This window comes from Amycolatopsis dongchuanensis (assembly GCF_039542405.1).
GTDB classification, from domain to species: Bacteria; Actinomycetota; Actinomycetes; order Mycobacteriales; family Pseudonocardiaceae; genus Amycolatopsis_E; species Amycolatopsis_E sacchari.
This window is the reverse complement of record NZ_BAABIB010000147.1, coordinates 1-11905: the sequence shown is the minus strand read 5'-3', so window position 1 is coordinate 11905 and position 11905 is coordinate 1. Positions and strand designations below refer to the sequence as shown.

At 67.8% G+C, this 11905-nt stretch carries 9 protein-coding genes; 2 read left to right on the top strand and 7 right to left on the bottom strand.

Annotation, left to right across the window (positions count from 1 at the left end; all coding sequences use genetic code 11):
- Positions 1–14: 14 nt before the first annotated feature.
- Positions 15–806: an SDR family NAD(P)-dependent oxidoreductase gene (locus tag ABFX51_RS34945; RefSeq protein ID WP_346056303.1), complete on the top strand. Its 792-nt coding sequence runs from the start codon at positions 15–17 to the stop codon at positions 804–806.
- Here the strand turns inward: ABFX51_RS34945 and mca are convergent.
- Positions 803–1600: a mycothiol conjugate amidase Mca gene (mca, locus tag ABFX51_RS34940; RefSeq protein WP_346056315.1), complete on the bottom strand. Its 798-nt coding sequence runs from the start codon at positions 1598–1600 to the stop codon at positions 803–805. The two genes, ABFX51_RS34945 and mca, sit on opposite strands and share 4 nt — an antisense overlap.
- An 87-nt stretch (positions 1601–1687) precedes the next feature.
- Between mca and ABFX51_RS34935 the strand changes: the two genes are divergently transcribed.
- On the top strand, positions 1688–2773 hold the full coding sequence (locus ABFX51_RS34935; protein ID WP_091505481.1) for a winged helix DNA-binding domain-containing protein: 1086 nt from the start codon (positions 1688–1690) through the stop codon (positions 2771–2773).
- A gap of 3 nt (positions 2774–2776) precedes the next feature.
- Here ABFX51_RS34935 and ABFX51_RS34930 read toward each other — a convergent pair whose 3' ends face one another.
- From ABFX51_RS34930 to ABFX51_RS34905, 6 genes are all read right to left on the bottom strand, one after another.
- The gene (locus ABFX51_RS34930; protein WP_346056302.1) at positions 2777–3919 is read right to left on the bottom strand and encodes an LLM class flavin-dependent oxidoreductase; all 1143 of its coding nucleotides are present in this window, start codon (positions 3917–3919) and stop codon (positions 2777–2779) included.
- 4 nt (positions 3920–3923) lie between these two features.
- Positions 3924–4904: an ABC transporter substrate-binding protein gene (locus tag ABFX51_RS34925; protein WP_346056301.1), complete on the bottom strand. Its 981-nt coding sequence runs from the start codon at positions 4902–4904 to the stop codon at positions 3924–3926.
- Positions 4891–5589: an ABC transporter ATP-binding protein gene (locus ABFX51_RS34920; RefSeq protein ID WP_346056300.1), complete on the bottom strand. Its 699-nt coding sequence runs from the start codon at positions 5587–5589 to the stop codon at positions 4891–4893. The genes ABFX51_RS34925 and ABFX51_RS34920 overlap by 14 nt, the downstream gene beginning before the upstream one ends.
- Complete coding sequence (locus ABFX51_RS34915; protein ID WP_346056299.1) at positions 5574–6395, bottom strand: ABC transporter permease; 822 nt, start codon at positions 6393–6395, stop codon at positions 5574–5576. Before ABFX51_RS34915 ends, ABFX51_RS34920 begins: the two co-directional genes overlap by 16 nt.
- A 189-nt stretch (positions 6396–6584) precedes the next feature.
- A complete protein-coding gene (locus tag ABFX51_RS34910; protein WP_346056298.1) occupies positions 6585–7445 on the bottom strand; it encodes a hypothetical protein in 861 nt (286 codons plus the stop codon).
- Positions 7442–11488, bottom strand: coding sequence for an AAA domain-containing protein (locus ABFX51_RS34905; RefSeq protein ID WP_346056297.1), 4047 nt, complete (start codon positions 11486–11488; stop codon positions 7442–7444). The genes ABFX51_RS34910 and ABFX51_RS34905 overlap by 4 nt, the downstream gene beginning before the upstream one ends.
- Between the last annotated feature and the right edge of the window lie 417 nt (positions 11489–11905).

Here is an 11905-nt window from a genome sequence, read left to right as displayed (position 1 = left end):
GCGACGCTGGCCCCATGACGCAACGAGTTCTGGACGGCAAGACCGTCGTCGTGACGGGGGCTTCGCAGGGGATCGGCGAGGCGGTCGCACGGCGGTTCGCGGCGGAGGGGGCGCGGCTGGTGCTCAGCGAGCTGTCCGCCGGCGCACTGCAGGAGGTCGCCGACGACATCGCGGCGGCGTTCCCCGCCTCGCAGGCCGTCACCACCGTGACCGACGTGACCGATCCGGCCGCCTGCGACGCGCTGATGGCGCTCGCCGTGGAGCGGCACGGCGGCCTGGACGTCCTGGCGCACGCGACGGCCGTCGGGCAGCGGCCGGGGCCGACCGCCGACCTGGCGCCGGACGAGTGGGACCGGATCATGGCGGTCAACGCGAAGGGCGCGTTCCTGCTGGCGCGCAGCGCGATCCCCCACTTGCCGCGGCCTGGCGGCGCCATCGTCTTCACCGGTTCGTACACGGGGCTGGCAGGGAAGCCGGAAAGTGCGGCCTACAGCGCGTCGAAGGGGGCTTTGCGGCTGTTCACGCAGAGCCTCGCGCTCGAACTCGCGCGCGAGGGGGCCCGGGTCAACGCCGTCGCACCGTCCTTTGTGGAGTCCCGGTTGAACCGCGAGTACACGGAGGAAACCGCGCGGCGGGAAGGGATCTCGGTGGAAGAGGTCCTTGCCCAGCGCGACGCGGAAATCCCACTGGGCCGCCGCGCGACCGCGGCCGAGGTGGCGGAGGCGTTCCTCTACCTGGCGACCCCGGCGTCCTCGTTCGTCACCGGCACCTGGCTCGACGTCACCGGAGGCGTCGTGGTCCGCTAGCGCAAACCGGAGAACAGGTCGTCCTCGGGGAGGGTGACCTCGACGCGGGAGTGGGCCAGGTGGTAGTCCTCCGTGGGCCACACCTGCCGTTCCACGTCGCGGTCGTGGAGCATGAAACCGGCGTTCGGGTCGATCTGCGTCGCGTGGGCCAGCAATGCCCGGTCGCGGACCTCGAAGTATTCCGCGCACGGCACACGCGTCGTGATCTCCAGCGCTGGGACGTCCTCCGGGAACTCCGCCAGCACCGCCCCCATCGCGGAGTCGAGCCCGCGCTCCGTCATCGCGTCGTGCATGGTCTGGAACCACGCCCGCGACAGGGCGCCGTGGTAGTAGAGCTTGCGCGGCTCCTCCGTGGCGTCGAAGGCGGCGACCGTGATCTCGTGCGTCTTGATGTGGTCGGGGTGCGGGTAACCGCCGGTCGGATCGTAGGTGATCACCACGTGCGGGTGGAACCCGCGGATCACCGCGGCGAGGCGGGCCGCCGCCTCCTCGACCGGCTGGAGCGCGAAACACCCCTCCGGCAGCGGCTCACCGTCGGCGGGCAGGCCCGAGTCGACGAAGCCCAGGAACCGTTGCCGCACCCCGAGGATGTCGCGAGCGGCCGCCATCTCCTCGCGGCGGATCGCGGCGAGGTTCTCCCGCACGTCCGGCCGGTCCATCGCGGGGTTGAGCACGTCGCCCCGCTCCCCGCCGGTGCACGTGACGACGAGGACGTCCACCCCCTCGGCGGCGTACTTCGCGAGGGTCGCGGCCCCCTTGCTCGATTCGTCGTCGGGGTGGGCGTGCACGCTCATCAGGCGCAGGGTGTCGTCGTCCAGCACGCCCAGCACCCTACAAAGAAGCGGTCACACCCTGACCGCTTCCCCTGCCATCCTGGGACCGTGACCACCTTGGACGATCGCGCCCTCAACCGCGCCACCCTGGCCAGGCAACTGCTGCTCGACCGCGCCGGCCTGCCGGTGCTCGACGCCGTCAGGCACCTGTGCGGCCTGCAGGCGCAGGAGCCGCAGGAACCGTTCACCGGCCTCTGGTCACGGCTGCGGGCGTTCGCCCCCGCCGAGCTTTCGGACCTCCTGCTCGGCAAACGCGTCGTCCGCACGCACCTCATGCGCCGCACCGTGCACCTGCTCGCCGCGGAGGACGTCCTGGCGTGGCGCTCCCGGCACGACGCGATGCTGCGGCAGCGCGTGCTCGGCGTCTACCGCCGCGAACTGGACGGCGTGGACCTGGCGGAGCTGGCAGCCGCGGGCCGGGAGGTGATGGCCGACGGCGAACCCCGCACGATGCCCGAACTCACGCGGGCACTCGCGGATCGCTGGCCGGCGCACCGCGCCCTCGGCGAGGTGCTGGTCGCGGCCCTCGTCCCGATGGTGCAGGTGCCGCCCCGCGGGCTGTGGCGCACGAGCGGCGGCGCGCGGCACGCGCTGCTGTCGGCCTGGCTGGGCCGCGAGGTCGACCCGCCCGCGCCCAACGGGACGGACCCGGCGGGCGTCGCGATGGTCCGGCGATACCTCGCCGCGTTCGGTCCCGCGACCGTCGCCGATGTGCGGGCCTGGTCCGGTCTCGCGGGACTCCCCGCCGCGGTGGCCTCGATCCGCGACGAACTGGTGACCTTCAAGGACGAGCGCGGCCGCGAGCTGATCGACCTGCCCGACGCGCCACGGCCCGATCCCGGCACCCCGGCGCCCGTGCGGTTCCTGCCCGCGTTCGACAACGCCCTCCTCGGCTACCAGGACCGGACCCGCATCGTCGACGACGCCCACCGCGGGCTGTCGGTCGCGGGCGACCGCGCGGTGCTCGTGGACGGGCGGGTCGCCGCCACGTGGACCGTCGACGACGGGAAGGTCGTGGTCACGCCGCTGCGTGCGCTGACCCGGGCGCACCGCACGGCCGTCGGCGAGGAGGGCCGGGAGCTGTCGTCGTTCCTGTCGGACGGTCAGACCTGCGGTGTGCGGATCGACCGCTGAAGGTCACCGCACCGCGACTGTCCTTTCCGGACGGACGGGGGCGCGGTCGAGCAGGCCACGGCGGGCGAGCTCGGGCCGGACCCCCTCGCCGAACCAGTACGCCTCCTCCAGGTGCGGGTAACCGGACAGCACGAACTCCTCGATGCCGAGCTCGTGGTACTCCTCGATGAGGTCCGCGACCTCGCGGTGGCTGCCGACGAGCGCCGTGCCCGCGCCACCGCGCACGAGACCCACGCCTGCCCACAGGCCCGGGTGGATTTCCAGTCCCCGCACGCCTTTCGCGAGCGCACCACCGTGCAGCGCGACCATGCGCCGCTGCCCGACGGACTCGCTCGCCGCCAGCTGCCGCTGCGCGCGCTCGACCTGCTCGGGGCTCAGCGCGTCGAGCAGCTTCGCGGCCTCCGCCCATGCCTCCTCCGACGTGTCACGGGAGATCGTGTGCAGGCGGATGCCGAAGCGCACGTCGCGGCCGCGTGCCGTCGCCAGCTCCCGCACGCGGGCGATCTTGTCCGCCACCTGCGCGGGCGGTTCGCCCCACGTCAGGTACACGTCGGCGTGCCGCGCCGCGACCGGCAGCGCGGCCGGGGAGGAACCCCCGAAGTAGATGCGGGGCACCGGATCCGGCGCGGCGGCGAGCGTCGCCCCCTCGACCCGCAGGTGCTCGCCCGTGAAGTCGAACGGCCGCCCGCTCCACACCCCGCGCAGCACCGACAGGAACTCGTCCGTGCGCTCGTACCGCTGGTCGTGGTCGAGCCAGTCGCCGAACCGGCGCTGCTCCACCGAATCCCCGCCGGTGACGATGTTGAGCAGCAGCCGCCCGCCGGAGATCCGCTGGTAGGTCGCGGCCATCTGCGCCGCGAGCGTCGGGGACAGCACGCCCGGCCGGAACGCGACGAGGTACTTCAGCGCCCGCGTCTCCCGCAGCAGCGCGGCGGTGACGAGCCACGCGTCCTCGCACCACGTGCCGGTCGGCGTGAGCACACCCTCGAACCCCAGCGACTCGGCCGCGCGGGCGACCTGCGCGAGGTAGCCGATGTCCGGTTCGCGCTGCGCGGCCGGGCCGAGGGAAGCGTTGGCGTGGAAGCGTTCCACGATCGTCCTGCTGTCCCCGGAGGTCGGCAGGAACCAGTGCAGGGTCACGGTCATCGGGTCATCCCCTTGCTGCGGCGAGGTCGGTGGCGTAACGGCGGTCGACGAACCGGGCGAAGTCCACCCGGCCCGGCAGCACCTTGTCGGCGGTGAACGCGTCGGCGAGCTCCTGCTCCGACGCGACGACCGCGTCGTCCAGCGCCACCGGCAGGTCCGGCCCCTTGGCCGTGCTGGCGAGCGCGACGTCCGGGGACAGCCCGGTGTCCGCCGCCCACGCCTGCGCCCACTGCTCGCGGCGCGTGTCCGACCAGCGCTCCGCCTTGGCGATCCGCACGACGTAGTCGCGGATGGCGGCGTTCTTGCCGGCGTCGGCCAGCGCCGCGCGGCCCGCGACCTGGAAGCTGTAGCCGTTCGCGGTGCCGGCGCCGTCCGCGAGCACCCTGGCGTGTGCTTCCAGCTGCGCCTGGGAGGTGTACGGGTCCCAGACGGCCCACGCGTCGATGCGGTGCTGGGTGAAGGCGCCGTAGGCGTCGGCGGGCTGCAGGAACGACAGCTTGACGTCCTTTGTGGACAAACCGGCTTTCCGCAGGGTCAGCAGGATCTGCCCGTGCGCCGAACTCCCCTTCGCGACGCCGATGGTCTTGCCACGCAGGTCGGCCACCGTCTTCAGCGGCGAGTCGGCGGGGACCAGCACGGTGTCGCTGACCACGTTGCCCTTCGCGGCGCTGACCACAGAGATCTGCCCGTTCGCGGCGGCCGAGAAGATGGGCGGGGTGTTGCCGACGCCGCCGACGTCGACGGCACCCGCGGAGGCGGCCTCCAGCAGCGGCGGGCCGGACGTGAACGTGGACCACTCGATGCGGTAAGGCAGGTTGTCGAGCAGGCCGGCGGCCTTGAGCAGGGTCTGCGAGTTGCCCTTCTGGTCACCCACCTTCAGCGTCACCTTGGTGATGTCGGCGGGCCCCTGCTGCGCCGGGGTCGAGCCGCACGCGGCGAGCACCAGCGCGAGCAGCAGGACGGCGAAGGCGTTACGCGAGCGCATGTTCGGTCACTCCCAGTGCGGCGAGCACTTCGGCCCGCACGTCGAGGTGGTCGCCGAGGCGGCGTGGGCGCGGGGGGCCGAGGACGTGCTCGGCGACGATCCGGCCGTCGCCGAGGACGAGCACGCGGTCGGCCAGCAGCAGTGCTTCGTCGACGTCGTGCGTCACCAGCAGGATGCCGGGGCGGTGCTGCTGCCACAGGTCCTCGACGAGGCGGTGCATGGCCAGGCGGGTCAGCGCGTCGAGCGCCCCGAAGGGCTCGTCGAGCAGCAGCAGGTCCGGCTCCCGCACGAGCGCCCTGGCGAGCGAAACCCGTTGTGCCTCACCGCCGGAAAGCGTGGGGGGCCAGGCGTCGGCGTGGTCGGCGAGGCGGACTTCGGCGAGTGCCCGTTCGGCGAGCGCGCGGTCGCGGCCCCGGTCGGGCAGGCCGAGCACGACGTTGCGCCACACCCGTCGCCACGGCAGCAACCGGGGTTGCTGGAACGCGATCGACACCGCGCCTTCGACGGACACCTCACCCTCGACGTCCGAGTCGAGCCGGGCGAGGATGCGCAGCAGGGTGGATTTCCCGGAACCGCTGCGGCCGAGCAGCGCGACGAACTCGCCGCGTGCGATCTTCAGGTCCACTCCGGACAGTACCGTGCGCGGGCCGAAGCGTTTGGTGAGAGCGCTTACCCGTGCCGCCACCGCAGTGCCCTCCGTTCGACGAGCCGGACCAGTGCGTCGGTGACCAGGCCCAGTGCCGCGTACACGACGAGCCCGACCACGATCACGTCGGTGCGCAGGAACTCCCTGGCGTTGTTGATGAGGTAGCCCAGTCCGGCGTCGGCGTTCACGGTCTCGCCGACGATCAGCGCGAGCCACGCGACGCCGAGGGACTGCCGCAGCCCGACGAGGGTCTGCGGCACGGCCGAGGGCAGCAGCACGTGCAGCAGCCGTTCGCGGCGCGTGTACCCGAGCGCCTTCGCCGCTTCGACGAGATCGGGGTCCACGTTTCGGAGCGCGGAGAAGATGTTGAGGTACAAGGGGAAGAGCACCCCGAGCGCGACGAGGAGGATCTTGGGCTCCTCGCCGATGCCGAACCACAGGATGAACACCGGGATCAGCCCGAGGAACGGCAGCGTGCGCAGCATCTGCACGGGCGGGTCGATGAGCACCCCGGCCCAGGTGGACAACCCGGCCGCGACACCCAGCACCAGCGCGACGCCCGCGCCGAGGGCGAACCCGGCGGCGACGCGGCCCAGCGACACGGCGAAGGCGTCGCCGAGCTCACCGGAGCGCGCGGTCTCGACCCCGGCCTGGAGCACGGTCCAGGGCGAGCTCAGCTTGTCCGGCGGCAGGACGCCGGTGCTGCTGGCGACCTGCCACACCACGAGCAACGCCAGCGGGCTCAGCCAGCGGCGCAGGTCGGGCAGCCGCCGTTTTCGCTGTGGCGGCGGGCTTTCGGCGGTTTCCTCCGGGCGCGTGAGCACACCGGTGGCGGACGTCGACACGGATTCTCTCCCCACTGGAGCCGGAACGCGTGCGAGTCATGGAACCGCCGCCCGAGCCGCACCGTCAACGACTCCCGGGATGTGGAAGGGTGCCGCTCAGAACCCTGCCCCGGGGGCGTACCGGTTCACCCCTGAGCTGGAATCTCGGTTCAGCCGGAGAGCAGCCCGACCGCGGACGTCCGACGATCTTCAGGTCAGCGGCGACACGTTGTTCTCGAGGTCGTTCAGCAGCGCGTGCACCGGCGCCCAGCAGAGCATCACACTGTCCCGATCAAAACGAGGGCGTTCAGCCAGTTCCTTCCGCGGATGCACGAAGTTGCGGAAGTCACGAACGTTGTGTACGAAACGCGTCGCGTCCAGCTGAATCCAGTCCTTGTCGTGCGCGGTGTCTATAAGTTGTTCCAGAGTCACCCTGTCCGGCTTCTTCCGACGGTTTCCCTGAGGATCGCGGAGATCCGGAAAACCGTTCTCGCGCAGTTCTTTGTCACGTTCCAACAGCAACTGAAGGAGTAGGCCTTCGACGATACTGCCGATACCGATCACGGCCATCGTGTAAGCACCACCCGACTCACAGATGCGCGTCTCCTCGAGGCGGTTCATCAGCATGTCGACGGTGAGCCGGTCTGCGAGCAACCGCTCCAGCCGCGCACGGAAGTCGGCCGGCGCCGAAAAAGTCGCGTGCTCTCCTCCCTGTTCGAGGCTACCCACCACCGGCCTGCCAGAGGCGTAGAGGATTACCAGCCCCTCAGGCGCCAAAAGTGCGTTGACATGGTTACGGAACTCCTCCCCGACCGGCACGCCACCGTCGTGCTCGATCGGGTCGCAGACACGGCAGAGAAACCGTTCGATTTCTGCCCGGTTGTTCCGGCGTTCGGTCAACTGGTCGATCAGCCAGGGAATTCTCGGGGTGCCGTCGTAGTCAGGCACATCGGCCCAGCCGGAGTTCCTGAGAAGACGCTCAAGTTCGTAACCCCGGCGCTCGTATGGGCCCCCTACGTCAACTACGAGTTCAGCCAGCCGCTCGACGGTTCTCGGATCAAGCGGAATCACAGGTTTTCCTCCCGGTCGGCGAGCTGTTGCGCAACCTCGATCGCCCGCGTGAGCTTCTCGACGATGAGCGAGCCCCGCCGCCGGAATCCCAACTCCGCCATCGCTTGCTGAAGCCGGTCGTCACGGTCGAGCAGCAGTCCATCGGTCAACAACCAACGACAGATATCAATGAGCTGACGTTCGGAGTAGTCCTGAATCCGCAACCCTCGCAGCACGGGGGGTCGCGGACCCCGCTGCGGTGAAGTCGCACGCACCTCTGGTGATCGTGACGGCTGGGCCGCCGCAGCCGACGCCTCGCCCACATCAGCATCCGCCATCGCCTTTTCCCACTCCGCTACGATGCGGTCGGTCTCGGCCGCGGGGTCCGCAAACCACGCCGAGGACCACAGCCTGTGGAAACGCCAGCCCAGAGCCTCCAGGTGACTTTGCCGCAGCCGGTCGCGATCCCGCGCGCTTTGCGAACTGTGATACTGCCGCCCGTCAGCCTCGACAGCAAGCACCATTCGCCCCTCGTCTTCCCGGTGAGCTAAGGCGAAATCGATTCGGTAGCCGGAAAATCCCCATTGCGGATACACCCGTATCCCCCTGCCTTCCAGGGCAAGCGCAATGGCACGTTCGAAGCCATTGAGCTCGCTGGGTACAATCCTGCCCACCTGGTCAACGGCGCCCTGACGCTCCGCGAACTCCAGATAGCGCCGCAACAGTTCCGTGCCAGTGACTTGTTCAGAAGGTGCTATGTCGGTTGAGTTGAATGACGAAACCACCATCATCCTTCGTTTAGCCCGGGTGACCGCCACGTTCAAACGCCGCTCGCCACCTTGGTAGTTCAGCGGCCCGAAAGACCGACGGTCGATCGTTCCGGTGGCACTCCTGGCGATGCCGACACTCAGGATGATTGCATCACGTTCGTCACCTTGAACATTCTCCAGGTTCTTGACGAAGAACCGGCGGCTCAGTTCGGTTTCCGTCGAGAGGAAGTCTTCAAGCTCCGCATGTTTGTTCCGGACCTCACGCAGAGCGCGCTCGATCCGCGCCTGATGCCTCGTGCTCAAGGTGATCACCCCGAGACTCTCGGCCGGACGTTCGACGGCGTGCCGCAGGACCAGCTCGACAACTTTCTCCACCTCCGCAGGTGACGATCCGTGCTGTCCTGGAGACGCCTCGCCGTGTACGGAATGAAGTGTTACCGGGCTCTCCTGCCGAGCACCGGGAAACGTGACGAGCTGATTGCGGTAGATCTCTCGGTTGGAGAACGAGATGAGACGCTCATCCGTGCTTCGATAATGCCACGACAACATAGCGGTGTTCGGTATGACGGGCCGCAGCGCTGTGAGGATCGATTCGAAATCGGACAACTCGCCGTCGAAGTCGTCGTCCTCGTCGTCGTCGCCATTCATCGCACGGTCGAAGAACGCCGTCGGTGGCAACTGCTTCTCGTCGCCCGCAACGACCAAGTGCGTGCCGCGCATGATAGTTGTGATCGCGTCGTGCGGACGAATCTGGCTCGCTTCGTCGAAGATGACCAGATCGAACAGTCGTTGAGCCGGCAGCATCCGGCTCACGATCAACGGCGACATGGCCCAGCACGGGCGTAGCGCGAGCAGTACGTCGGAGGCCTTCTCCACGAGCTTCCGCGTCGGTATGTGCCGGCTCTTCAGGCTCGCCTGCTTTTTCAGCAGCTGTGCTTGTTCTGGATGAGCCTCCTTCGCGTCTTTGAGCTGACGCGCCACCGCCCGACGCACCCTGGCCGCTGAGATCTGCTGGTGCTCGACGTCGGCGGAACGGAATTCGTCGGCAGCCCTGGTCTGCCGCTCGACGACGAATTGCCCGAGCTCGGGCACAGTCAACTTCAGCTCGTCTTCAATCGACGTCAGCCAGGCCTGTTCGAACGCCGCCCAAGCGGCGTCGGGACCGAACCGCTTGGCCGCCATCTCCGCCACAACGTTCCCGAGGCCGAGGCTACGGAACCGGTCAAGCAGCTGGGTGAGCCTTGGCATCCGGAACAGGGTCGTCCTGTCGGCACGGAGTTCCTCGAGCCGTTGCTCGACCTCAGGGCCCGAGCCGTTCTCTAATTCAGGACGCCGAGCCGAAAGTGCCACCGCTGCCAATTGACGGCGCAGTTTCTCGTAGTCCGCGATAACCTGCTCCAAGCCGGTGACGTTGGCCGGCTGGATCTGTCGTCCGCCAAGCTCGTACCAGCGCGTCCGTTGTACGACGACTGCCGTTAGCGCTGTGTGCAGCTCGGCCCTTTTCTTCAGCCCGCGCAAGGACATCGCACGGACCTGTTTGACCAGCGCTCGGCGTTGCTTCCACGGCAGCTGTTGTGGATAGCGGGCGCGTGTCGCCCGGTCTGCTGTGGCGTAACAAAACGCGTCCAGGTGATTGCCGAAGACATCGGGGCCGAATTCGGCAACACTGTTCGACACCTGGTCGAGGAGGGAAAGCACATCCTGCCAGCCCGCGATATCGCGGGGCTGCCCGAGCCCGGTCTGGCGCAGCAGGCGCACCATCCCGTCCTGACTACGTTTGAGCGTCGTAGTCGCCAACTCATCCAGCTCGTACAGAACGCGCCTGGCGTCACCTTCCGTCCTCACCTCCGCCCTGCTCCAGGGTGACTCCTCCCTTAGCAGACGGCCTCCGCCCAATTCGAAGAACTCGCGAAGCTCTTGCTCCAGTTGCCGCACGACCTTCTGGCTCAACGCCTCGAGTTGCCTGCCGCGAAAAGCACCGGACACTCCGGCTTCCGACGGTAGGTTGAGAAGCCTGTCGCGAACCTCAAAGGCACTGAGCCCCCAGGGCTCACGAATTTTGTGTAACTCCGCGGTGTGACGCAGAAGTTGCTGCTTCGCGTTCACCAGCCGTGCGTGCAGCTGCTCCGTGTCAACCGGCAGTTCTTTCGAAGCAGCATCCAAACTGTCGGCGAGCTGCCTGGCAACGTCGCGCTTGCTTACCTTCTGTTGATGGAGGTCGAGTACCAATCCGTCGAGTCGAACATCAGCCAGCCGATTCACCACGGCTTCGATGGCCGCTCGCTTTTCGGCGACGAACAGCACTTTTTTCCCTGTCGCCGCGGCGCCAGCGATAATGTTGGCAATGGTCTGGCTCTTGCCGGTACCGGGTGGCCCTTCGATGAACACGTGTTGTCCAGCTAGCGCCATCATGATCGCGCGATGTTGTGACGAGTCCGCATCTTGTACCACAAACTCGTCCCCGGGCCGCAAGCTGTCCATGGACGGCGGCTGGAACCCGACTGCCTCTGCTGTCAAATTTTCGACGGCAGGAGCGTATCCCGCGATCGCAGCGATCAGATCGTGTTCGGCCAGCAGCGCGGTCGCATTCGCCAGATCTTCCACCATGGGAAGTTTCACGTAGTTGAAGGCGCCGAGAACGACCGCGTTTTCGAGGGTGAGGGTGATGTTTTGGGCTGCCGCGGTACGGGCGAGTTCCTGGAACACCAACTCCACCTGCTGAGCGGTCCCCTCCGTATTGCTGACGATCTGCTCGACGCGGATCGCGAACTCCTCCCGGGGAACCGTGACGCCGTAGTGCTCGTTCAGCACGTGCAACAGAACCGGGTTGACCTCCAGATCCTCTCCCGTTTCGACGGAAAAGTCTGTTTCAGAACTGGTCCGGGCCTTGATTGCCATCTGCCTGAGCAGGAGCGGAGCCCGTAGGGTCGGCAGCGGCTTCGATCCCTTGTGCTGATGAGGGTCGGTCAACACGAACCCGAGCGCGAGCCTGCCCACCTCGACACCCTGCTCCTCGTCGAACAGGAGGATCCGCTTGGCAAGGCCCTGGGCACTCGTACAGGCGGCCTGGTGATCAGCAGGCTCTGGGAAGAGGGCCCGCAATGTGACCTTTCCCCCTCCTGTCAGTGTCGCGAGCGCTCCGGGTTCTGCCGAAGTCAGGTCCAGGCTTCCTCGCTTGATGTTCTTGAAGACGAGCATCGAGTTGTTCGCGCTGACGTCGATCAACAGGTTTCGCCACCGGTCAGCCTGCGCGGCGACGAGCTGTAGCCGCAGCGGGTCGAGCTGCGCGGTCATTTCCGCATCTCTCCTCGGCAGAACGTGTTCGGACCTGACTCTCAGGGCCCGTCGTTCGGCGACGAGCCCTACAGGATGGCAGAAGATCCATCCTGAAGGAAGACCATTGGACGGTGCCCGGGGGAGCCCTCGGGAATGATCGTCACGGAGGCGCGCTTCGTGTCCTCACCGGCACCCATGTCACCCGTTCAGCGGAGCAACATCTCAGCAAGGATACAAGTTGCGACACCACCCGTTGCCGCCACTATGAGCGACCCTCGTCCTGGAGACAACATTCACAACTGTCCAGTGAAACAGGCGTTGCAGCCGAAACATCGACAGATCGCACTAACAGACCAGCAGCCGCTCCAGAACTAGATGTATGAGGCGTTGACGTTGGTGACGCCGGTGTGGAGCCGGGAGGCTGGCGGCTGGTTT

Bases quoted from the DNA above. Each gene is read 5' to 3' on its own strand.
- ABFX51_RS34905 (WP_346056297.1), bottom strand. From the start codon at position 11,488: ATGACCGCGCAGCTCGACCCGCTGCGGCTACAGCTCGTCGCCGCGCAG.
- mca (WP_346056315.1), bottom strand. From the start codon at position 1,600: ATGAGCGTGCACGCCCACCCCGACGACGAATCGAGCAAGGGGGCCGCG.
- ABFX51_RS34945 (WP_346056303.1), top strand. From the start codon at position 15: ATGACGCAACGAGTTCTGGACGGCAAGACCGTCGTCGTGACGGGGGCT.
- ABFX51_RS34930 (WP_346056302.1), bottom strand. From the start codon at position 3,919: ATGACCGTGACCCTGCACTGGTTCCTGCCGACCTCCGGGGACAGCAGG.
- ABFX51_RS34925 (WP_346056301.1), bottom strand. From the start codon at position 4,904: ATGCGCTCGCGTAACGCCTTCGCCGTCCTGCTGCTCGCGCTGGTGCTC.